Here is a 22,691-nt window from a genome sequence, read left to right on the forward strand (position 1 = left end):
GATGCGTTTTAGCGTACTAGCAAGTGGTAGTACAGGCAATGCAGTATACGTTGAAAACGAAACACATTCCTTTATTGTGGATGCGGGGTTAAGCGGTAAGCGTATGGAAGAGTTATTTACAAAAATTGACCGTGAAGCAAAAGAGCTTAGTGGCATTTTAGTAACTCATGAACATAGCGACCATATTAAAGGCGTTGGTATTTTAGCGCGCCGTTATAAGGTGCCCGTCTTTGCTAATAAAAAAACTTGGGACGCGATGTTACCAAGCATTGGCGAAATCCCTTTAGAGCAACGCTTTCATTTTGATATGGAGGCCGTAAAAACATTTGGCTCAATTGATATCCAATCTTTTGGCGTATCACATGATGCAGTTGACCCTATGTTTTATACATTTAACGAAGGCGATCGCAAACTAGCAGTCATTACAGACACAGGCTATGTAAGTGATCGTATGAAAGGGATTATTAATTGCGCAGATGCTTATGTGTTTGAAAGCAATCATGACGTCAGTATGTTGCAAATGTGTGGCTACCCTTGGTCAACCAAGCGACGCATATTGAGCGATGTAGGACATGTATCAAATGAAGACGCTGCAATTGCTATGAGTGAAGTTGTAGCTGAAAAACCTACGCAAATTTATTTATCCCATTTAAGTAAAGATAATAATATGAAAGATTTAGCACGCATGAGCGTATCACAAACCTTAAAGTCGCAGGACATTATTGTTGGTGAGTATGTGCATTTACATGATACCGATGCGGCTATTCCTACACCTCTTGTAGAGGTATAAAAAAATTCGCCTTGTGCGAATTTTTTTTATGTAATTTTCATCTGATTTTAATGTTGAGTGGGTATGATACTAGTATAGAGAACAGAGAGAGGAAGATGCATATGAACGAACAACCAAAAAGAAGTGGCAGTAGTCTTGGCTATTTTTTAATGGGGTTATTCGGTATTATGGTCGGCGCACTGCTAGTATGGTTTATTGTAGGACCTGACCAACAGGCCAAGCAAGATACAACAAAAGATGTTACACCAACAGAGCAAGTCGCAACTAGCGTAACAACAGACGCTACAAAAGCTGTAGATAAAGTTTCGAAGGCAGTTGTTGGTATTACAAATATCCAAAAGGTATCAGACTTTTGGTCACAAAAGTCGGGTGAGCAAGAAGCTGGATCAGGTTCAGGTGTAATTTATAAAGTGGAAAATGGTAAAGCTTTTATTGTAACCAACTACCATGTTATCGAAAATGCCGAACGTCTTGAGGTAACTTTAGCAGAGGGCGTAAAGCGTGAGGCTGAGTTATTAGGTGGCGATATGTGGACAGATTTAGCTGTAATCGCGATGGATGCGGAGGATATTGATACAGTAGCGACGTTTGGCGATTCAGATGCCTTAAAACAAGGCGAGCCTGTACTTGCGATTGGTAACCCACTTGGCTTAGACTTTTACGGCTCAGTAACACAAGGCGTAGTGTCAGGTGTAGATCGTACGATGCCAATCGACTTTAACAAAGACGGTGTAGCTGACTGGGAACAAGAAGTACTGCAAACAGATGCAGCCATTAACCCTGGTAATAGCGGGGGTGCATTAGTAAACATTAAAGGCGATGTGATTGGTATTAACTCCATGAAAATTGCCGTCGCAAAAGTAGAGGGGCTAGGCTTTGCTATTCCAATTAATGCAGCTATCCCAATTATTGAGGAGCTTGAGCAGCGCGGCGAAGTACAACGACCAGTGCTAGGCGTAGCACTAACTGATTTAACAAATGTACCAGCCTTTTATCAACAACAAACATTACAAATGCCAAAAGAAATTACAACAGGCGTTGTTATTACAAACATTGAGCCAGGTTCTGCAGCCGCAACAGCAGGCGCTGAGCAATATGATGTTATTGTAGAGATGGACGGCGAAAAAATCGAGAGTGCTTCAGACTTACGTAAGCACCTATATACAAAGAAAAAAATTGGGGATGACCTTACAATGAAGGTCTATCGCCAAGGTAAGTTAGTCGAGCTACAAGCAAAATTAGTTGACGACAAAACATTGTAAGAGAAGGAGCCTCGGCTCCTTCTTTTTTCGTGCTACAATACAAGTACATTGATAGAAAAGAGGAACGATTATGCAAAAATTTAGCTGTAAGGAACATATTGGCTACGCATTAGATATGTTTGTAGCAGAACAAAAAGACTTCCCTATTATGGATGAGTTACCAACAGATGTGGATGAATTATGTGAATATTGTGAGGAAAAAGCAGCTTATATAGTATCAAGTAAATAACTTTACACAATATGTTGTGGAAATGTGGATAACTTCTGTGGATAAGTTTTCAGAAAGGACTAAACAAATATGAATATTACTATAATAACCGTCGGCAAATTGAAAGAAAAATATTTAAAAATGGGCATCGACGAATACGCCAAACGCCTCGGTGCTTACGCTAAACTTAATCTTGTCGAAGTACCAGACGAAAAAGCACCAGAACAATTAAGTGAAGCGGAAATGGCACAAGTCAAAAAGAAAGAAGGCGAGCGCATCCTCGCTAAAATTTCGGACGATATGTATGTCTATGCCCTTGCCATTGACGGCAAAATGAAAACGTCAGAACAAATGGCGACAGACCTCAACAACCTTATGACATACGGCAAAAGCAAAGTAGCCTTTGTTATTGGTGGCTCTCTCGGCTTACACGAAGACGTACTGCGCCGTGCCAACGAGCAACAATCCTTTGGCAAAATGACGCTCCCCCACCAACTCATGAAGCTCGTACTCATCGAACAAATCTACCGTAGCTTTCGTATCATTAAAGGCGAACCGTATCACAAATAAGTGCGGTTTTTAATAGACCATCGATTACAGTAAATTTATTGTAGTTGGTGGTTTGTTTTTGCTGTCTTAAAGCTCGAGGTACTGTAATTTTTAAAATGTTATATTCATTTATTTTTATAGGCTGTACGTCATCATTTTGTAAAATGTTAACACTAACTTGTTTACTATTAATATCATCCCAAAAAGCTTTCCGTAACTTTACAACATCTACACCTTTTACAGGAGAAAATACCCCATTATTTTCTTTGATACCCAAAAGTATTATTCCGCCTTTAGTGTTTGCAAAAGCAGAATAAGTTTCCCAAACATCTTTAGGCAAACCACCTTTTGCTAACTTACATTCAAGTTCGCTATGTTCACCCATGTCTAAAAGTTTTAATAATTCTTGTTCTGTCATAACAAACACCTCCACTATAAAAAGTATAAGCGATTTCTAAGATAAATATACATAAAAATATAAAACCGCACTTACACTAGTTACGGTGAACCGTACTATAAGTGAGTGACCAACAGTTACAGTCATTGTATTGTAATTGTTGGCTTATTTTTTTGAAAAAACTTGTAACATATTCATGACTCATTAGTTAGTACAGTGAAGGAGGGGAGAAAGTGAATTTTGATGAGGTTTACGAAGCGTATTTTAAAGATGTTTACTTCTATACAAAATCTCTAGTAGTAGATAATCATGTAGCAAAAGAAATTACTCAAGAAACATTTTTTAAGGCATTGAAATCGTTTCATCAATTTGATGGAACAAAAGATATACGAGCCTGGCTGTTTACTATTGCTAAACATACTTATTTTACTCAGTATAAAAAGCAACAACGTGAAATTTCTCAAAAAGAAATCGTAGTACAAAATGATATTCAACTCGTAGAATATTTAATTGATGAGGAGCGGGCGCTAGAAATTCATAGATTTTTACACACAATGGATGAACCATATAAAGAAGTTTTCTCCCTTCGAATATTTGGTGAGCTCTCTTTTGATACGATTGGACATATATTTGGCAGAAGTAGTGGCTGGGCTAGGGTAACTTATTACCGTGCAAAAAAGAAAATTATGGCGTATTTAGAAATGGGGGAGAAATAATATGAAGGAAATAAAATGTGCAGTGATTCAAGATTTGTTACCATTGTATGTAGATGAGGTCGTAAGTGAGGATACTAAAATGGTAGTGAAGGAGCATTTGCAAATGTGTGAGGAGTGTACACGAGAGTATGAGCAAATGAAAAAGACGCTGTATGTACCAATTGAAAAAAAAGCTACATTATTTAGTCAGTTAAATAAACGATGGAATCAGAAAAAATGGCGTCTTATTTTTAGTTCTGTTTTAGTAACAACTTTAATAGGTTTGGCGCTTTTTTCATTTATATTTTACTACGCAAAGCCTATTCCTTACACAAAAGATTTAATTAAAATTGAAGAAATGGCAGATGGAACGCTACTTTCAAATTATTTCGGAGAAAGCCATGCAGGAACTTATGCGACACATCCAATAGAAATTGAAATGAACGGTGAAATAAAAAACGTTGTACTGTTCTACTATGTTAAAACAATCGCAAATTCACCTACGAGTAATTTTTTAAGCGTCAATAAAGAGAAGAGCCCTATGCAAATTACATTACCAGATAGTAAAATTGCTGACGCTGTATATTATGGACCCTTTGAATTAGAAATAACAGATATTAGAGAAGAAAAAAAGATGGAAGAATTACTGCAACATATGGAATTGATTTGGGAAAGAAAACATTAATAAATGAAAAACTTAAGTTTTTCATTTATTAGCGTAGTCACTATCTAGGAAATGACTTAAGTATTTTTTTGCAAAGTAGAGAAGTGGAAATTTCTACTTTTGCAAGAAAGTAGAAAAATCATAAATCCTTGTGCGGTTAATGCATTCAAGCCCCCTCCAATGTTATGATATGGGATAGATAATGAGTTGAGGGGGAAAGCGTGCAATGAAAAAGATTTCGATGATGCTATTGCTTGCAGCGATGGTATTTGCCCTTGCGGCATGCAGCAGTGATAAGAAGGCAGCGCCAAAGGAAGAAGCGGTGACAAGCTATGCTGATGAAGTGAAAGAAAATCCGATTGTGACAATCACAATGGAAGACGACAAAAAAATTGTTGTTGAGTTAGAGCCGAAGGTAGCACCTAATACAGTGGCTAACTTTGTATCATTAGTTGAGGATGGTTTTTATGATGGTTTAACATTCCACCGTGTGATCCCTGGCTTTATGATTCAAGGTGGCGACCCTGATGGTACAGGTGGCGGCGGTCCAGGCTATGCGATTGCGGGCGAGTTTGCGAGCAATGGCTTTGACAATGAGTTAAAACATGAGGCTGGTGTTATTTCGATGGCGCGTTCAGGCGAACCCAACTCAGCAGGCTCACAGTTCTTCATTATGACAGATGCTTCAGCACATTTAGACGGTGAGTATGCGGCATTTGGTAAAGTAATCGAAGGTTTAGAAGTAGCACAAGAGATTGTGGCGGTTGACCGTGACGAAATGGATAAACCAACAGTTGAACAAAAAATGAAAAAGGTGGAGGTAGATACAAAAGGTTTTGACTACCCTGCACCTGTAAAACAATAAAAAAAGCTTATCCACAAAGTTAATTTGTGGATAAGTTTTTTGTTTTTTGGCGGTAAATAAGTGCTAATAGCATCGAAGGAATTGTACAGCTAATCATACCTAAAAAGGCGTAGCGTGGTTCTATTTCGTAGAGGTACCCGCCTAACATCGTCAGTAGCGCAGTACTCCAGCTAAGAGCGAGTGCTGAGTATATCCCCTGTGCTTTCGAAATAGCAGCTTGTGGTACTTCATTAATTAAAAATTTCATAAAGGCGTAGTGCCCCAACGCAAAAGAAAATGCATGCAAGGTTTGAGCTATACAAAATATAACGAGCGTTGGTGAAATAAAAATCAATAACCAGCGTACAGTAGAGCCAAGTGCAGCTATAGCTAACAAACTACCGATAGAAGTAGTACGCAGTAAGCGGTCGGCCACACTAAAGAAAATGATTTCTGCTATAACGGCAATATTAATAATAATGCCAATGGCAGAGGCAGGTGCGCCAATGTGCTGTAAAAAAATATAGCCATAATTATAATAAACGGCATGTGCCGCTTGTAATAAAATAACGATAGCAAGTACGAGTAAAAAGTTTTTATTACGCAGTAATGCTTTCATACCATGCGCTGCTAAACGTGGCGCAGGCTTAGCTGTTAACACATCAGGTGCCGGCGCTAATGTAAGCACAGTAAACAGTAGTGTAGTGAGTAAGAGCGCCCAAAATATCGCTGTTTCGCCGAGAGTCGCTGTAAATAATGTTAGGGTCATGCCAGCAATAACAAAGCCAATGGAACCCCATGAGCGACTTTTGCCATAGTTAGGTAGCAGTTTATGTTGCGCAAGTAAACCAGCAGCACTGTCTAAAGCAGGCATAAGTGCTGGATAAAATAAATGAAGCATTAAGGTAACTAGCAATAATGCGCTAAAACTTGTTGCTGGGATATAGCTGAGTAGTGCGGCAAATGAGCCAAGTGCCATAATACGAAGCAATGTACGGCTACTCCATTTATCTGACGCATACGGAAAAATAAAGAGTGTGGATATACCTCGCATGACGAGCCCAGCGCTCATAATTAAACTGGCCTCTGTAATCGAAACCTGTTTTACATTAATGAGCCAACCTGTCCAGTAAGGTAAGAAGATGCCCCAAGTCATAAAAAATACGAAGAACTTGGCGCTCATCCAGCGTTGTACGTTCATAATTTAGCCTCCTTGCTTTGCATCATACCATTCGGATTTGTACAATGAATAGGAGATATCTCATATAGTTGAGGAGGCGATAAAAATTGCACCAACCTTTTCCACAAAAGTTAATGTCACAATGTAAAACGCTTCACTTTGCGCGAAATGAATGGCTGATTAAAGAAGGAGAGCTACCACCCTATCTTTACTTTTTAGTAGAAGGTAAGGCAAAAATTTATGTGACGCACAGTAATGGCAAAGTGTCGCTACTCGATTTTGTTGCCCCGCATACCTATATTGGTGAGATGGAGTTATTAAACGATACCTATTACTCTAAGGGCGTGCAGGCGATAACTGCAACAACCTGTCTAGCACTTCCGCTTGCGACGTGTAAAGAGGAATTATTAGCTGATGCTAAGTTTTTACGTGCGCTCGCCACATTTTTAAGTACTAAGGCAACGTTAATGTCTAAAAAGTATTCACAGAGTTTGGCTTACCCTGTGGAAAACCGCCTCGCGGATTTTATTTTGCAATCAGCCGACCAACAAATCTATCAAGAGCGTCATGTAACGGTATGTGATTATTTGGGTGTTTCGTACAGGCATCTGCTTTATGTACTAGCACAGTTTTGTGAGCGAGGTTATTTAGTTAAAAAAGGTAAGAGCTATGAGATTTTTGATGAACAAGCGCTTTACAATTTAGCAAGCGAGGTAAGGTAATGCTCGAACGCAACATAAATCACCTTATTTGTGACGATATGGGCGTTAAGCAAACAATAATTTGCAGTTAATAGTAAGATAGAGAGATAACGCATCAAGCCTATAAAATCCTAACAATAGGCGGTGCGCTTAAATTTTTACAAAGCTTTACAATATAATAGTAGATATTTTAATACGTAAGTAATTATGGTACAATATTAAGCGTTTAGTGACTTACAAATTGATACAGAAAAATGTGGCTTAGTAGCGGTAATTAACTAAGAAGTAAACGTTCACATTATTTCTGAAAATCTTAAAAATAAGGATGGTAAAGATGAGTAACAGTAAAATGAAAAAAGACGTTATCTTAATTGGTGCCGGCATCATGAGCGCAACTCTTGGTACAATCTTAAAAGAGTTAGACCCGACGATTACTATTAAAGTGTTTGAAAAGCTTGATAAAGCAGGCGAAGAAAGCTCTAACGAGTGGAACAACGCTGGTACAGGTCACGCAGCATTATGTGAACTAAACTACACAACTGAAAATGCAGACGGTTCTATCGACATTACAAAAGCAATTAATGTTAACGAACAATTCCAGTTATCTCGTCAATTCTGGGCTTATTTAGTTGAAAACGGTTTACTACAAAACCCACAAGATTTCATTATGCCTATCCCACACATGAGTATGGTACAAGGCGCCGACAACGTAGAGTTCCTTAAAAAGCGTTTTGCAGCTTTAACAGACAACCCATTATTCGAAGGTATGGAGTTCTCTGAAGACGAAGCAACGCTTAAAGAATGGATCCCTGTGATTATGGAAGGTCGTACTTCACCTGAGCCAATCGCAGCAACTAAAATTGACATCGGTACAGATGTTAACTTTGGTGCATTAACACGTATGTTATTTGACAACCTTGAAAAACAAGGTGTTGAAGTATACTACAACCACACAGTTAAAGACGTTAAACGTACAAACGACGGTCGTTGGGAAGTTAAAGTACAAGCAGACGGCAAGTTAGCTTACCACGCTGCAGATTTCACATTCCTAGGTGCTGGTGGCGGTAGCTTACACTTACTACAAAAAACAGGTATTCCTGAATCAAAACATATTGGTGGCTTCCCTGTAAGCGGTTTATTCCTAGTATGTAATAATCCTGAAATTACAGAATTACACCACGCAAAAGTATATGGTAAAGCAGCAGTAGGTGCACCACCAATGTCAGTGCCTCACTTAGACACGCGCTATATTGATGGTAAAAAATCATTATTATTTGGACCATTTGCCGGCTTCTCACCGAAGTTCTTAAAAACAGGTTCTAATATGGATTTAATCAGCTCTGTTAAACCAAATAACGTATTTACAATGTTAGCAGCGGGTGCTAAAGAAATGTCACTGACAAAATATTTAGTACAACAATTAATGCTATCAAAAGACCAACGCATCGAAGAATTACGCGATTTCATTCCAACAGCTAAGGTTGAGGATTGGGACGTTGTTGTTGCAGGTCAACGTGTACAAGTTATTAAAGATACAGAAAAAGGCGGTAAAGGTACGCTTCAATTTGGTACTGAAGTTGTTACAGCTCAAGATGGCTCTGTAGCTGCATTACTAGGCGCATCTCCAGGTGCTTCTACGGCAGTTAAAGTTATGTTTGATATTGTTGAAACATGCTTCCCAGCGCAATATGAAGCTTGGAAACCAAAGCTTAAAGAGATGGTACCTTCTTACGGTCAAAAATTAATGGATAACCGTGAGTTATTCCAAGAATTACATCACGCAACAGCTAAGTCACTTGGCTTAGATAAATAAATCGATAAAAAAACAGCCTTAGGCACTGCGCCTAGGGCTGTTTTCTATTTAAAAATAGGGGTTTTTTTTAAGATTACACATACAGGTATCGCAATAACTAACCCGACGATGTTTTGGACAATATCACCAGGGATTGACGCAAGTGGTAAAACCCAGCTATCAAATAGTACGCGCTCACAAATATAATAGCCTGCAAGCATCGGAGGGATTGAAACAATTGTTGCGAGTAGGTTATAGCCAAAGCTTTTACCTTCGCGTCCATTTGACCAAGCGATTTTACCAACAATATAACCTTGTAGCCCACGAGTTACAATTGTAAAAGGTGCCCAAAGCGTCCAGCCTGATACAAGGTCAAACAGTCCCATGCCTACAGCGCCTGCAATCGCCCCTTTTTTTGGTCCAAATAAAATAGAAGCCATAAAGAGTAGGGCAGTCCCTAAGTGAATGAGCCCGCCATTCGCAGCGATAGGTAGTTTAATATTGAGCATGAGCGTTGCGACAAATACCATAGCAATCAACATAGCCGTAACAGTAATGTCGAGTACGCGGCTACTTGTTTGTGATTTCATTGTAGTTGAGTTCATTGTTTTTTCCGCCTTTATGTTTTTGCTAACAATAGCAAACAATTGAACTGTTTAAAAGAGTCAATAATAGCTAAACATAAGGGGTCAGTTTATTTGGCAAACACAATATGCCACTCATCGCGTTTGGCTAAAAATTCTTCTGCAAGTGCCAATGCACCTTCTAGACTATGGCTTGCTGCCCAACCACATTGCACCTCATTACATGCTGGTACAGCTGTAGCTTGTAGTACTTCTTCAAAGGTACTAGCTAAAATACGTAGTACATCTTCATAATCTGTATGATTAATAAAGGATAAATAAAAGCCCGTCTGACAGCCCATTGGTGAGAGATCAATAACTTGGGAAGAGTGGTTGCGGATACGGTCAGCTGTTAAATGTTCTAAAGAGTGGAGTGCGGGCATTTCCATATGTGCTTGATTAGGTTGCTTAAAGCGCACATCATATTTATATACCTCATCTCCATTAGCTCCTCGCTTAATATCTGCTAGGCGTACATAAGGAGCTACTACCTTCGTGTGATCTAAGTCAAAGCTTTCTACGTTAGTTTTATCTTTTCCCATTATAAAATCCTCCTTAAATAAATTGCATAGATGTAATAAAGCGTTGTATGCGCTCATTTGGTGCTGTAAAGAAATCCTCCGTAGCACCATCAAAGACAATTTCGCCTTGCTCTAAAAATAAAATACGGTCCGCTACTTTACGTGCGAAATGTAGGTTATGCGTTACTAAAATTAATGATTTTTTTTCGAGCGCAAGGCTTTGTAGCACCTTAAGTACCTCGCCCTCTAGCTCAGGGTCAAGCGCAGAGGTTGGTTCATCAAATAATAAAAAATGAGGTGTCATAGCGAGTGCGCGTGCAATTGCCACACGTTGTTGCTGTCCACCAGATAACTTAGAGGGAAAGGCATCTGCTTTATGTGCCATACCTACCTTGTCGAGTAATTGGCGAGCTGTAGCCTCTGCTGTAGTTTTACTTTGCGCTAACACTGTAACAGGCCCTTCCATTACATTTTGTAACACTGTCATATGTGGAAAGAGATTAAAGCTTTGAAATACCATAGCTGTACTTTTACGTAGCGCAAGCTTATCGCGCTTCGAAATCGGTTGCGCAAAATCTACAGTAGTTGCACCAACGCTTAGCTTGCCTGCTTCTGGTAGCTCCAATAAATTAATACAGCGCAGTAAGGTAGATTTACCAGAGCCTGACGGGCCGAGGATAACAGTTGTTTCACCTTCATTAAATTGTAGGTTAATATTTTGTAACGCTTTTGCCCCGTTAAAGGACTTATGCATATCTGTAAAAATAACGATAATAAGCCCTCCTTAAATATAAGCCGAAGCAGATTTTTCTAATTTACTTTGTGCAATTGTTAAAACGGTACAGAACATCAGATAGAAGAACGCCACTAAAGAGTAAATAGCTAATGGCTCATACGTACGCGCTGTAATTTGTTGCCCAATCATAAACATTTCGGCAATAGTAATGCTCGCTACTAGTGAAGTGCCTTTAACTAAATCAATAAAATCATTAGTTACAGGGGGAAGTGAAATACGCACAGCTTGAGGTGCAATGACACGCTTAAAAATTTGTGGATAGGTCATGCCCAGAGACTCCGCCGCTTCCCATTGCCCTTTAGGAATAGAAAGTATAGCAGCGCGGATAGACTCCGATGCATAGGCACCTGTATTAAGTGCTAATACCACAATGGCTGCTGTCCAGGCATCTAATGTGAGGCCAAGTTTTGGCAAACCATAAAAGGCAATAAATAATTGTACAAGTAATGGCGTACCTCTAAAAATCCATACATAGATGGCAACAAAAAATTTAAGCACACGCATATTTGATAATTTAATTAATGCGACTGCAACAGCAATTACTAAAGCAATAGCAAATGAAATGATCGACAGCGGGATGGTCATGGTTAGCCCAGCCTTTAAAATTGGCCAAAAGGATTCTAGTAATACAGTTAACTCTCGATTCATTTCATTCACTCCTAATGTACGATAATATCGCTATCGAAATATTTCTCTGAAATCTTAGTAAATGTGCCGTCCTCGCTACGTTTTTTTATAATGGCATTAATTTCATCACGCAGTGGGTCTTGTTTTTGATTTAACAAAATAGCAATGTCTACAGATTGTAAAACCTCATCTACTAACTTTAATGGCGACTCAGGTTTTTCTTTAAAGTACGTTAAAAAAGTAACTTGGTCATGGATAGTACCATCTGCACGTTTTTCAGCTACAAGCTCAATTGATTTTGTTAAATCTTCTGTTGGTACAATTTCTGCACCAAGGTCACGTGCAATTTGTGCGAAGTTACTTGTAACGGTTTGCGAACTCTTTTTGCCTTTGTAATCACTAGCTTTTTTAATACTGTCGTCATCCTCATGAATGGCAATAACTGCATTGGATTTCATATAAGGTGAGGTAAAGTCGTATTTTTCCTTACGCTCATCTGTCACAGCGATATTATTAATTACAAAATCATATTTATCTACATCGAGCCCAGCGATTAATGAATCCCATTTGGTTTCGATATATTCTGGCTTTACGCCTAAATCCTTGGCGATTTGGTCAGCAATTTCATATTCAAATCCAGTTAATGTTCCTTTAGCATCATGGTAACTAAAAGGAGGGAATGCGCCCTCAAGTCCAATTTTAATAGTGCCGCTCTCTTGAATCGTAGCGAGTTTGTCTTTTGTTGGTGCAGGCTCTTTCGTCTTTTGATCACCGCAAGCAGCGAGTAATAATACAGACAGAGCTGTGAGTAAAACGAGAATTTTTTTCATTTTCCTTAACCTCCATAAAACATATTGATTTAGTAGGGATTATCATAATACACATAAAAAATAAAAGCAACCTAATTTATCAGAAAATTAGGTTGCTTTTATTAGTTTTGCACAATGAAATGTAAATGACGCCCGCAGCTGCGGTCTTCACGGTATGAAAATCCGTCCTCATCTTTAAATGTACAAGCATTTGCTAATACAATATTTGCCGTAGGCACGCCCACAAGCTCACACTGTTTTTTTACAGTACGTTGATTATCAATATGATACTTGCCTGTTGGTTCATTAAAGTACATGAAATCCTCTGCATAGCCCAGTGCTTTAAATTTATGATACACATCTGCATCTACTTCAAATTTATCCTGACTAAGTGCTGCACCAATATGAATAACGATATCCGCAGGGTTGCACTGTTCATCTGCCATGATAGTGTTTAAGGTATGACGTGTAATTTCTTTTACAGTGCCTTGCCAGCCAGAGTGAATAACACCTATGAGATGTTTAGTGCGGTCATAAAAAATAACTGGCACGCAGTCAGCTGTGAAGGTACAAAGAACAATATTATCCTCGCATGTATACATGGCATCTGTATCAGCGATAGCATCATCATTAGTAAATGCCCCGCGCCCTTTATGTTCGCTTGTAATTTTAACGACATTTGCACTATGTGTTTGATTAGCACATACAAAGTTAGCTAAAGGTAAATTAAGCTCTTTTGCTAGTGCCTCGCGATTAGTACGTACAGCCGCTTCGTCTTTGGCAACGTGCAGTGCTGTATTATTTTGTTCTGCCAGTGTGCTGTCTTTAGTTGTAAAGCCTGCACGTAGCGTTTCGTCTTTATAATACCAGTTCATAAAATCCTCCTAGGTAAATGTTTGGAATTGTGACATCAATTATGAAAAATTAGATGCAGAAAAAAGTAAAAATACGTTATAATATAAGTATTAAGACTAAAAAAATAAGGAAGAAGGGGTGAGAAGTGTTTTAGTAGAAAAAGACTAAACACCTACTATGAAAAACAACAGCAGAAAAACATCAATTAATGTGAAGTTAAGTGTCGCATTTTTATTAGCTTTACTCGTACCAACTTTACTTATTGCTAGCAACTCATTTTTTGCAGCAAAGAAAGAAATCAGTTCGCAAATACATAATAGTGCAAAGCAAAGTGTAGCAACGATTGATGATGTCATTAATCAATACGTTTCACCAATCGTACATGATGCAGGGTACTTTGCACAAACACTTAATGTTGAAAAGGAAGAAGGCCCAATTATTTTAGAGCGCCTTGAGCAATACTTCGAAACGAGTGATGGTATTGTATCTTCATTTATTGGCACAACAAAAGGTGTAACCTTACAACACCCTGATCTTGGTTTAATGGGAAATAAGGATTTTGATCCACGCACACGTGATTGGTATAAAGATGCGATGGCAAGCCCTAATGAGGTAATTATCTCTGAGCCACATGAGACAGCATCGACAGGTGACTGGGTTGTTACGATTTCTAAAAAGCTAGACAATGGGCAAGGCGTTTTTGCTACTAATTTAAATTTAGCTTCGCTACAAGAAATGGTAACGGGCATCGAAATTGGTAAAGAGGGCTACCCTGTTTTACTATCAGAGGCAGGTACAGTAATTGCACATCCAACGATGGCGACAGGTGATGATAAATCACAAGAAGAATGGGCGAAGCAATTAGCAACACTAAATGACAAAACTTTTGCTCATACTGTGGATGGTAATAAGGCTGAGGTTTTTGCTCATAGTAATGAGCTTACCAAGTGGCATATTGGTGGCATGATGTTTACGAAAGAAGTAGACGAGGCAGTTGCACCAATTTTAAAAATCATTTTGCTTGTGCTTACGTTATCGTTAGTTGTACTAGGTGCGTATGTGTATTATATTATTCGTTCGATTGTTAAGCCGCTTCGTAATATGACAGAAGTTGCTGAAGTAATGAGCGAGGGTGATTTACGTAATGAGTTAGAGGTACGAACGCGCGATGAAATTGGTATTTTAAGCCGTGCTTTTAATCGCATGAGTGATATGCTAGCTTCTATTATTGGACATATCCAAAATAAATCATCGTCTATTTTAGCTGCTTCAGAGGAGTTAACTGCTACAACAGAGGACAGCACAAAAGCAGTTGAGCAGATTGCTAGCTCTATGATGCGTATTCAAGAGGGGATGGATGAGCAAGCTGCACGTATTCAAAAAAGTGTTATTGCTATGCAAAGCGTGTCTGAGGACATTCAATCTATCCATGAACATACGCACAAGGTAACAAGTGATGCCACAACAGCAGAGCAAACGACTGAGGTAGGGCATAAATTGGTGCTTTCAACAGAGCAACAGATGCGTAAAATTGATGGTATTATTACAGAGCTGTCAGGCGATATTAGTACGGTAAATGACTATGCTACACAAATTAATGAAATTGTAACAGTGATTACGTCAATCTCTGAGCAAACTAACTTACTTGCACTTAATGCCGCAATTGAAGCTGCACGTGCGGGCGAGCATGGTAAAGGCTTTGCTGTTGTAGCAGATGAGGTGCGTAAATTAGCTGAACAAACCAATCGTTCAACAATTGAAGTACAGGATATTGTTAATGCTATTCAGCGCGAATCAACGCGTTCGGTAGACTCTATGCACCGTACAAGTGGTGAGGTAGCAAAAGGCTTAGATATGTTTATGCAAACGGAACATAACTTCCTAGAGGTTAAGCGCTTCATTGAAGAAATTAACGACCAGCTTGAAGCGGTATTAGCTAACGCACAAAAAATTGCGGCGAGCAGTGATAGTGTGGTAGATGATATGGAGGAGGTTGCGCGTATTTCGGATGCATCTGTCCATGAAATGGAAACCATTGCAGAAGCAACAGAAGAACAATTAGGCGCAATGGAGGAAATTACCGCAACAGCAGAAACACTAGAATCTAGCGTAGAAGAATTGCAACAAGAGATTACAAAATTTCAAGTGAAATAATAAAAGGAGAAATCGCACATCGTTTGCGGTTTCTCCTTTTTGATTACGTATTAGCAGTGAAGAAGCGGATGACATCTTCTGCGACTTCTTCTGCAAGCTCAGGTTCATTGTGGATTTCGTGTCGGTAGCCAGGGTAAAGTTTAACGGAAACTGCCTCGTGACCTGTTGAGATTAAGTTATTGGCGATATGGTATACACCTTCACCGTATAAACCTGCAGGGTCTTGGTCTCCTGCGATAAAATGCATTGGTAATGTAGCAGGTATCGCAGTAAACCATGCAGGGTCATTTACATGGTAGGTAAGCTCAATTAAATCAGCAATGGCTTGTATCGTTGGTGGCACTGTTAAGTTATTGTAAGGATCAGCCGCGTAATCAGCCATGACATCTTGCGAAATGGCTACCCACTCATTGCCATTAGGCGCATTATCATAGCGCTCTGTCATACCCTCAAACAACTCACCAATAATCGCAGGGTCTTGTACGCTACCTTCTGCTTTTGTGATTCGCTCCTGTAAAATAGGGCGTAGTTTAGGCATATTGCCAAAAGGTCGAAGTGTGCCGCAAAAGACAGCAGCTTTTACTGGATGCTGTGCCGCATAGTCACGCGCAATTAAGGAGCCCCAACTATGCCCAAATAAAAAGACGGGTAGTGGTCCAAATTTATCTTGGGCGATTTGTGTAAGTTGATACTCATCAGCTGTAGCTGTCGAAAAACCTTTATCACCAAAATCTCCCCAAGTGCCATTGGCTTCAGCCGTTTTACCATGCCCAATATGGTCGCTCGCGCATACAATATAACCCGCTGCTGTTAAGCGCATAATAAGAGGTAGGTAACGACGTGAGTGCTCTAAATAACCATGCATTACTTGTACAATGCCCTTCGGCTTAGCAATAGGTGTATAAATCCAAGCATAAATTGTGTCACGCTCATTAGCGGACTTGTACGTACTATCAATTATCATAAATAACGCCTCCCTTTGTTCTTCTTTACCCACAAAAAGAGACATCCTAAGCGGATGCCTCTACATTTTTATCGAATGGTAACAGCTGTACCTGCGGCAACACACATCATCATGCCCTCACGCACTGTTTCGAAATCAAGGTCAACGCCTATAACTGCGTTAGCTCCCATAGCACGTGCACGTTCTTCCATTTCTTTTAGTGCAATTTCGCGCCCTTCAGCTAGCTTATCTTCATAAGCAGCACTACGACCACCAATAATATCAGTGACTGAAGCAAAAATATCACGTACGACGTTTGCCCCCATAATAGCTTCACCACTTACAATACCGTGATACTCTACGATTTGATGTCCCTCAATTTGAGGTGTTGTTGTTACTAACATATTTATCACTCCTTTCTATATCTTACGTTTCATTTTACAAAAAGTTTTATATTTTTTAAAAAATAGGGTAAAGAATTAACTAAGGAGATGAGGATATGACAAAAACAGTAGTAATTACAGGTGCAGGCTCTGGCTTTGGCCGTGCCATTGCTTTTCGTTTAAGTGAGGCAGGTATGCGTGTTATTGCAACAACTGAGGTGTATGCGCAAGTATCCACATTAAAAGCAGAGATGCGTGAGCGAGGGTTAGATTTCCAAGTCGAAAAATTAGATGTTACAGATGCAAATGACCGTGAAAAAGTATTACAGTGGGATGTTGATGTGCTACTAAATAATGCAGGTGTTTCAGAAGGGGGAGCTGTTGTAGATATCCCACTTGCCAATGTACAACGTCAATTTGACGTTAATGTATTTGGACCACTAGCTCTTACACAACTTGTAGCCAAACAAATGATGAAAAAACGCAGTGGTAAAATTATTTTTATGTCTTCTGTGGCAGGTTTGACGGTTGATCCATTTACGGGTGCATACTCTGCATCTAAACATGCAGTAGAGGCCTTTGCAGAGGCGCTATATAAAGAAATGAAGGAATATAATGTTGCGGTAGCGACAATTAATCCAGGGCCGTTCTTTACAGGTTTTAATGACCGCATGTTTGAAACATACAAAGGGTGGGAGCCACAGCATAATGAGTTTAATTATGATGCACTAGCATTCCCTCATGAACAGTATAAAATCCACCCTGTTGTAGAGACTACAGTTAATGTGGTGCTAGGCAAGGAAACAAGTTATCGTAACGTAGAGCCTAAGGAAATCATTGCAGAGCAACAACACCAGCTCCAAGCCATTTGGTCGCGTGATTATACCGAAGATTTAGGTGAACGTGACCCACTTGTTCAAACTGCTTATGATATGAAACCAAAAACGAAAAAACCATAAAAAAACTGCACCTCCAAACCGGGGGTGCAGTTCATTTTTTATTTTGTAAAGTTATCGAAGTAACCTTGGATAAATACGATTGGTGTACCTTTGTCGCCACTACCTGAAGTTAAGTCAGCAAGAGAGCCGATTAAGTCAGTTAGTTTACGAGGTGTAGTACCTTGTGCTTCCATCGCACCTGTAAGGTCTTCGTCTTTTTCGTTGATGTGTTTTTTAATAGCTGCTTCTAAGTCTGCACCGCGTAGGTTAGCAAAGTTGTTATCAGCTAAATATTTTAATTTTACTTCGTTTGGTGTGCCATCTAAGCCGTCTGTGTAAGCTGGAGATACAACAGGGTCAGCAAGCTCCCAAATTTTTCCCACTGGATCTTTAAATGCGCCGTCACCATAAATCATAACTTCAACATCTTGACCTGTTTTTTCTTTTAACATTGCTTGGATGTTATCAACTACAGGTTGGCAGTTACGTGGGAATAATTTAACGCCGTGCTCTGTAGATTTGTTTGAGCCTAGTAAGCCGTATTGTTCGTTATAGCCACTGCCGTCAACTGATTCAGATAAAACGTCATCTAAAGTAAATACTTTTTCTGCACCATTTTCTTCTAAAATACGTTTTGTACGGAAACGTGTGTGGATATCACAAGTTAATACGCTCTTTGTATAAGCTAAAATTGTTTTTGGTTTTTGTGAGAAGACGATTTCACATTCAGCGCCTTCAGCTGTTACTAACTCTTTGTAGTAATCAATATAATCAATACCAGTGAAGCGGTGCTTGTTAAAGCCAAATAACTCACGGAATTGTTCTTCAGTTAATGTATCTGTCCAAGGGTTAACGCCTTTTTCGTCTAACATATCTAAAGAGATTAAGTGGTTACCAACTTCATCTGATGGGTAGCTAAGCATAATAACTACTTTTTTAGCGCCACGTGCAATACCACGTAGGCAGTTTGCGAAGCGGTTACGACTTAAGATAGGGAATGTAATACCTACTGTATCGTCACCAAATTTATTTGTAATATCTTTAGCAATTTGATCGATTGACGCATAGTTACCTTGTGCACGTGCTACGATTGATTCTGTTACTGCTACGATATCTTTATCTTGAATTGAAAAACCTTCTGCTTGTGAAGCTTTTAATACGCTGTCGACAACGATTTGCTCAATGCTGTCGCCTTCATTAATGATAGGGCAACGAAGACCTCTTGTTACTGTACCAACTGTTCGTTCCACTAAAAATCGCTCCTTTTTACGTTTGAACGTAAATAAATTTAACTACTCTTGTAATATACACGCTCAAGTGCTATAAGTAAAATGAATATATCAGATATAGGGTATAAGGAGTGCTTATATGGTAAGTAAACTAGATTTATATCGTGTTTTTAGTCAGGTTGCACAAAGTGAAAGTTTCTCAAAAGCCGCGCGGGGACTGTATTTAACACAGCCTGCTGTAAGCCAATCCATTTTACAATTGGAAGAAGAACTAGACATGCGGCTATTTAATCGCACCCCAAAAGGTGTGACATTAACGCAAGAAGGCAAGTTATTATTTGATTATGTACAATCAGCATTAAATTTAATTGACTCTGGCGAAAAGAAAATGCAAGAGTTTAAGACATTAACAGCAGGTAAGATTGCTATTGGTGTAGGGGATACAATATCTCGTCATTTTTTACTGCCCTATCTCGAAACCTTTCATACGCTCTATCCCGACATTAAATTTAAACTCGTCAATGGTACAACATCCGAGTTATGTCGCATTTTAAAGTCTGGTGAGATTGACGTTGCTGTTTGTAATTTTCCTATTGAAGATCCAAAATTAACACTCATTCCGTGTCAGCCTGTGCATGATACGTTTGTCTACGGGGAAAAGTACAGTAAGATGTTTGCCAAGCCTGTGACATTAAAGGAGCTTGTGAAATGGCCTTTAATCTTTTTAGAGCAAAGCTCCAATTCTCGACGTTATATTGATACTTTTATGGCATCACATGGCATTGAGGTAGCGCCAGAGTTTGAGCTTGGCTCACATGAATTATTGTTAGACTTTGCAAAGATTAATCTAGGCATTGCTTGTGTAACGCGTGAGTTTTCGCAAGATTATTTAGCGAGTGGCATCTTACGTGAAGTGCAGCTAGTCGAACAAATCCCAGCGCGTGAGATTGGGATTTGCTATTTAAATAGTGTCCAGCTATCACCGGCCTCGATGAAATTTGTAGAGATTGTTGTTAACAAGCAAGTAGATTATTTCTTGCAATCTTAAGGGGGGATTAGATGGGAGAGCAACATGATCATACACATGGCGCGAATAAAAAAGTATTAGCGATTTCCTTTACTATTATTACGCTGTACATGTTTGTTGAAGTAGTTGGCGGGATTGCAACGAACAGCTTAGCGCTGCTATCTGATGCAGGTCATATGTTGTCAGATGCAATTTCTTTAGCCATTGCTCTTATTGCCTTTAATCTAAGTGAGCGTGCAGCAACCGCAACAAAAACGTATGGCTATAAGCGCTTCGAAATTATTGCAGCTGTAGTGAACGGTGTAACGTTAATTATTATTGCGTTGTTTATTTTTTATGAAGCTGTACAACGCTTTGCTAACCCACCAGCCGTAGCCACAACAGGTATGCTAATCATTAGTAGTATTGGTTTACTCGTTAATATTTTAGTGGCATTTATTATGATGCGCGGTGCAGATACAAAGGAAAACCTCAATATGAGGGGGGCCTTCTTGCATGTAATCAGTGATATGCTTGGTTCAGTAGGTGCGATTATTGCCGCACTTTGTATCATGTTTTTTGGCTGGGGTTTTGCTGACCCATTAGCGAGTATTATTGTAGCTGTATTGGTATTACGAAGTGGTTACTATGTGACAAAAGCATCCGTCCATGTATTGATGGAGGGTACACCTACAAACGTAGAGACTGATAAAATTTTACAGGTTATCACCGAAACGGACGGGGTAGAAGGTATACATGACTTACATTTATGGACCATTACTAGTGGTTTAAATGCACTATCCTGCCATATTGTTGTAGCACCAACTATGACAACAGCAGAAAGTCAAACATTACTGCACAAGCTTGAACACAAGTTAGCTGATCATAACATTCAGCATAGTACCATACAGGTAGAAACAATAGCGCATACGCATACTAACGCAATAACCTGCACAATAGAAGGACAGCAGGAGGATCATCACCACCACTAAAAAGGGGGATGTTTATGGACTTAAGTACAATAACCGCTATACTCGCATTATTTTTAATTGCTATGGTAATCTTTATGTTACTCACACGCAATAAGGAGCCTAAGCAACCAATTGATATTGCTTCAGCTTACCCACATGTTGAGGAGCTAGTAAAGCAAGCTTTTATTGCGGGTACGAACGAAGTGAAAATTGTTAAAATGGTACGTGAACAAACGGGCGCAGGTCTTCTTGACGCTAAATTATATGTAGATAAAGTAAAAGCATCCATACAGTAAAAAAAGCAGGAAATGCGAAATTGCATTTCCTGCTTTTACTATTTAACCATGGATTCGTACATAAATCGTAAATTCATTTTCCCAGTCATGATTCGGAAGGATTTGATACTTAATTAAACCAGGGGCTGCAAAAATATTTGTGTCGTCAGAGCCTTCTAGTACGCTAGACATAATACGTACGGGCTTTTCGAGCCAATTGTTTTTTCCCTGTGTAAAAATAATTTGTTCGCCTACATTAATATCAATTGTATCGCCATAATTATAAGAGCTCATAACATAATCATCTTCATTAATAGAATAATTAATTTCCACGGCATTATTAGGCATAGTTACAGGAGGAATTTGTGTTAGAGACTTACGTGTTAAGCGACCATTTTCAATGCGGTAAAAGCCTGTGTAATGTCCTAGTGGACCAAGTACGATGCCATTATCACGATATTCTCTTTCTGGAGAAGGGTGAGCATATAAATCAGGTATGGATAACTTCATATCTTTTAAATTCTCTGCTGTGATGGCTGCTATGCTTAGTGAACGATACGCATAATAATAAATAAGTAACTGTTCTTGCTTATTTCCTGTTAAAGACTTCACTTCATATGTTAAGCCACCATCTTTACCAGGCGTATATAAAAACCCACCATTGATGAGTTCCCAAAGGTTAGTCGCATCATTGTAATGATACATAGCATAATAGCGATAGCCTTCCATACGAATACTATATTCATTATTGTATGTTTCATAAGTTAATACCATTTCTTTAATGCCATCTCCGTTAAAATCAACAAGAGTCGGGCTATGGAAGGGAGCGTCTTTTTGGAATAACTCAGTCTCTTTAAAGCTTTGTTTTAAAACATGCTTATCAAAATACCGATTAGTGTATAAATTTTTGAAGAATTGTGCCATATGTTCGCGTTTAAGCTTATCATTACCACCAAAATCAATATATTTATCAGAGCTAACGTTTTTACCTGACGAAATATTATAGTGATACATCCAGTCAATAGCTTGTTTATCTGAAGCAGGTGATTTTTTTTCTACGTAGGCATAAAATGCTTTAGCTACATCTAAACGTGTAAATAGTAACTCTCGCTGTTTAATAGAGCTATGACCTTTTAGGATAATATTATGCTTTTTTAGCACAACATTATAGGCAATATCACGTTCATTCCTGTTCGGACTTTTGCTAAATGCATTTGGCTCAATAAAGCGTGCCATCATTAAAGCGAAATGAGCCTCAGTTAAGTAATTTTTAGGCTTAAATGTATCATAGGTATATCCCCTAATTAAACCTGAGGAATGTGCCCAATTAATAGCAGGGTAAAATTGTGTTGACTCAGGCACATCTTTAAATATACCCCTTGCTTCAGCAGATAGCGGTAACATGCTAAAGAACAATGAAAATACAAGTAAAACCTTTAATGGAATTTTCAATTAATCCACCTCTTTATCAATTTTTTT

At 38.9% G+C, this 22,691-nt stretch carries 26 protein-coding genes; 14 read left to right on the top strand and 12 right to left on the bottom strand.

Going from position 1 to position 22,691, the window contains the following annotated elements; translation table 11 throughout:
• Position 1: 1 nt before the first annotated feature.
• The 4 genes from CH76_RS05095 (at position 2) to rlmH (ending at position 2,830) form a co-directional block, all read left to right on the top strand.
• Entirely contained in the window at positions 2 to 790 is a 789-nt protein-coding gene (locus CH76_RS05095; protein WP_036143839.1) for an MBL fold metallo-hydrolase, read from the top strand.
• 50 nt (positions 791 to 840) lie between these two features.
• Complete coding sequence (locus CH76_RS05100) at positions 841 to 2,052, top strand: trypsin-like peptidase domain-containing protein (RefSeq protein ID WP_081892630.1); 1,212 nt, start codon at positions 841 to 843, stop codon at positions 2,050 to 2,052.
• Between the two features lie 70 nt (positions 2,053 to 2,122).
• A complete protein-coding gene (locus tag CH76_RS13680; protein WP_036143843.1) occupies positions 2,123 to 2,281 on the top strand; it encodes a CxxH/CxxC protein in 159 nt (52 codons plus the stop codon).
• Between the two features lie 69 nt (positions 2,282 to 2,350).
• On the top strand, positions 2,351 to 2,830 hold the full coding sequence (rlmH, locus tag CH76_RS05110) for a 23S rRNA (pseudouridine(1915)-N(3))-methyltransferase RlmH (protein ID WP_036143845.1): 480 nt from the start codon (positions 2,351 to 2,353) through the stop codon (positions 2,828 to 2,830).
• Here the strand turns inward: rlmH and CH76_RS05115 are convergent.
• Positions 2,805 to 3,227: a helix-turn-helix domain-containing protein gene (locus CH76_RS05115; protein WP_036143848.1), complete on the bottom strand. Its 423-nt coding sequence runs from the start codon at positions 3,225 to 3,227 to the stop codon at positions 2,805 to 2,807. The genes rlmH and CH76_RS05115 overlap by 26 nt on opposite strands.
• 212 nt (positions 3,228 to 3,439) lie before the next feature.
• Here CH76_RS05115 and CH76_RS05120 point away from each other — a divergent pair, with 212 nt between their 5' ends.
• The 3 genes from CH76_RS05120 (at position 3,440) to CH76_RS05130 (ending at position 5,430) form a co-directional block, all read left to right on the top strand.
• On the top strand, positions 3,440 to 3,922 hold the full coding sequence (locus tag CH76_RS05120) for an RNA polymerase sigma factor (protein ID WP_036143849.1): 483 nt from the start codon (positions 3,440 to 3,442) through the stop codon (positions 3,920 to 3,922).
• Between the two features lies 1 nt (position 3,923).
• Positions 3,924 to 4,586 carry a zf-HC2 domain-containing protein gene (locus CH76_RS05125; protein ID WP_036143850.1) on the top strand — a complete coding sequence of 221 codons (663 nt, stop codon included), beginning with the start codon at positions 3,924 to 3,926 and terminating at the stop codon, positions 4,584 to 4,586.
• A 205-nt stretch (positions 4,587 to 4,791) separates the two neighbouring features.
• Positions 4,792 to 5,430, top strand: a complete 639-nt coding sequence (locus CH76_RS05130; RefSeq protein WP_036143852.1) for a peptidylprolyl isomerase — start codon at positions 4,792 to 4,794, stop codon at positions 5,428 to 5,430.
• A 19-nt stretch (positions 5,431 to 5,449) separates the two neighbouring features.
• Here CH76_RS05130 and CH76_RS05135 read toward each other — a convergent pair whose 3' ends face one another.
• Positions 5,450 to 6,610 carry an MFS transporter gene (locus CH76_RS05135; protein ID WP_036143854.1) on the bottom strand — a complete coding sequence of 387 codons (1,161 nt, stop codon included), beginning with the start codon at positions 6,608 to 6,610 and terminating at the stop codon, positions 5,450 to 5,452.
• Between the two features lie 86 nt (positions 6,611 to 6,696).
• On the opposite strand from CH76_RS05135, the gene yeiL reads away from it, so the two are divergent.
• Positions 6,697 to 7,311, top strand: coding sequence for a transcriptional regulator YeiL (gene yeiL / locus CH76_RS05140; RefSeq protein WP_051910244.1), 615 nt, complete (start codon positions 6,697 to 6,699; stop codon positions 7,309 to 7,311).
• A gap of 298 nt (positions 7,312 to 7,609) precedes the next feature.
• Positions 7,610 to 9,103, top strand: coding sequence for a malate dehydrogenase (quinone) (gene mqo, locus CH76_RS05145; protein WP_304412722.1), 1,494 nt, complete (start codon positions 7,610 to 7,612; stop codon positions 9,101 to 9,103).
• Between the two features lie 44 nt (positions 9,104 to 9,147).
• On the opposite strand, the gene CH76_RS05150 is transcribed toward mqo, so the two are convergent.
• The 6 genes from CH76_RS05150 to pgeF form a co-directional block, all read right to left on the bottom strand.
• Complete coding sequence (locus CH76_RS05150) at positions 9,148 to 9,687, bottom strand: ECF transporter S component (RefSeq protein WP_036143858.1); 540 nt, start codon at positions 9,685 to 9,687, stop codon at positions 9,148 to 9,150.
• Between the two features lie 89 nt (positions 9,688 to 9,776).
• Positions 9,777 to 10,247, bottom strand: coding sequence for an S-ribosylhomocysteine lyase (locus CH76_RS05155; RefSeq protein ID WP_036143860.1), 471 nt, complete (start codon positions 10,245 to 10,247; stop codon positions 9,777 to 9,779).
• Positions 10,248 to 10,260: 13 nt separating this feature from the next.
• Positions 10,261 to 10,998 (bottom strand): amino acid ABC transporter ATP-binding protein, encoded by a 738-nt coding sequence (locus CH76_RS05160; protein ID WP_036143862.1) that lies wholly within the window; start codon positions 10,996 to 10,998, stop codon positions 10,261 to 10,263.
• Positions 10,999 to 11,010: 12 nt separating this feature from the next.
• Positions 11,011 to 11,670 carry an amino acid ABC transporter permease gene (locus tag CH76_RS05165; protein WP_036143865.1) on the bottom strand — a complete coding sequence of 220 codons (660 nt, stop codon included), beginning with the start codon at positions 11,668 to 11,670 and terminating at the stop codon, positions 11,011 to 11,013.
• A gap of 11 nt (positions 11,671 to 11,681) precedes the next feature.
• Positions 11,682 to 12,479, bottom strand: coding sequence for a transporter substrate-binding domain-containing protein (locus tag CH76_RS05170; RefSeq protein WP_036143867.1), 798 nt, complete (start codon positions 12,477 to 12,479; stop codon positions 11,682 to 11,684).
• Between the two features lie 101 nt (positions 12,480 to 12,580).
• Positions 12,581 to 13,333, bottom strand: a complete 753-nt coding sequence (pgeF, locus tag CH76_RS05175; RefSeq protein WP_036143868.1) for a peptidoglycan editing factor PgeF — start codon at positions 13,331 to 13,333, stop codon at positions 12,581 to 12,583.
• Between the two features lie 157 nt (positions 13,334 to 13,490).
• On the opposite strand from pgeF, the gene CH76_RS05180 reads away from it, so the two are divergent.
• Positions 13,491 to 15,467 carry a methyl-accepting chemotaxis protein gene (locus tag CH76_RS05180; protein WP_036143870.1) on the top strand — a complete coding sequence of 659 codons (1,977 nt, stop codon included), beginning with the start codon at positions 13,491 to 13,493 and terminating at the stop codon, positions 15,465 to 15,467.
• 43 nt (positions 15,468 to 15,510) lie between these two features.
• Here the strand turns inward: CH76_RS05180 and CH76_RS05185 are convergent, their stop codons facing one another.
• Both CH76_RS05185 and CH76_RS05190 read right to left on the bottom strand, forming a co-directional pair.
• Complete coding sequence (locus CH76_RS05185; RefSeq protein WP_036143872.1) at positions 15,511 to 16,431, bottom strand: alpha/beta fold hydrolase; 921 nt, start codon at positions 16,429 to 16,431, stop codon at positions 15,511 to 15,513.
• Between the two features lie 68 nt (positions 16,432 to 16,499).
• Positions 16,500 to 16,814, bottom strand: a complete 315-nt coding sequence (locus tag CH76_RS05190; protein ID WP_036143875.1) for a YbjQ family protein — start codon at positions 16,812 to 16,814, stop codon at positions 16,500 to 16,502.
• Positions 16,815 to 16,909: 95 nt separating this feature from the next.
• Between CH76_RS05190 and CH76_RS05195 the strand changes: the two genes are divergently transcribed.
• Positions 16,910 to 17,752 carry an SDR family oxidoreductase gene (locus CH76_RS05195; protein ID WP_036143877.1) on the top strand — a complete coding sequence of 281 codons (843 nt, stop codon included), beginning with the start codon at positions 16,910 to 16,912 and terminating at the stop codon, positions 17,750 to 17,752.
• 38 nt (positions 17,753 to 17,790) lie between these two features.
• Here CH76_RS05195 and CH76_RS05200 read toward each other — a convergent pair whose 3' ends face one another.
• On the bottom strand, positions 17,791 to 18,981 hold the full coding sequence (locus CH76_RS05200) for a coenzyme F420-0:L-glutamate ligase (RefSeq protein ID WP_036143879.1): 1,191 nt from the start codon (positions 18,979 to 18,981) through the stop codon (positions 17,791 to 17,793).
• Positions 18,982 to 19,099: 118 nt separating this feature from the next.
• Between CH76_RS05200 and CH76_RS05205 the strand changes: the two genes are divergently transcribed.
• From CH76_RS05205 to CH76_RS05215, 3 genes are read left to right on the top strand one after another with little or no spacing between them, the layout of a single operon-like run.
• A complete protein-coding gene (locus tag CH76_RS05205) occupies positions 19,100 to 20,008 on the top strand; it encodes a LysR family transcriptional regulator (protein WP_036143881.1) in 909 nt (302 codons plus the stop codon).
• A gap of 11 nt (positions 20,009 to 20,019) precedes the next feature.
• Positions 20,020 to 20,958, top strand: coding sequence for a cation diffusion facilitator family transporter (locus CH76_RS05210; protein WP_036143884.1), 939 nt, complete (start codon positions 20,020 to 20,022; stop codon positions 20,956 to 20,958).
• A 14-nt stretch (positions 20,959 to 20,972) separates the two neighbouring features.
• Entirely contained in the window at positions 20,973 to 21,233 is a 261-nt protein-coding gene (locus tag CH76_RS05215) for a ribosomal protein L7/L12 (protein WP_036143886.1), read from the top strand.
• A gap of 42 nt (positions 21,234 to 21,275) precedes the next feature.
• Here the strand turns inward: CH76_RS05215 and CH76_RS05220 are convergent, their stop codons facing one another.
• Positions 21,276 to 22,664: an S-layer homology domain-containing protein gene (locus CH76_RS05220; protein ID WP_036143888.1), complete on the bottom strand. Its 1,389-nt coding sequence runs from the start codon at positions 22,662 to 22,664 to the stop codon at positions 21,276 to 21,278.
• Between the last annotated feature and the right edge of the window lie 27 nt (positions 22,665 to 22,691).

This window comes from Lysinibacillus sp. BF-4, assembly GCF_000743635.1.
In the GTDB taxonomy this organism is placed as follows: Bacteria; Bacillota; Bacilli; order Bacillales_A; family Planococcaceae; genus Metalysinibacillus; species Metalysinibacillus saudimassiliensis.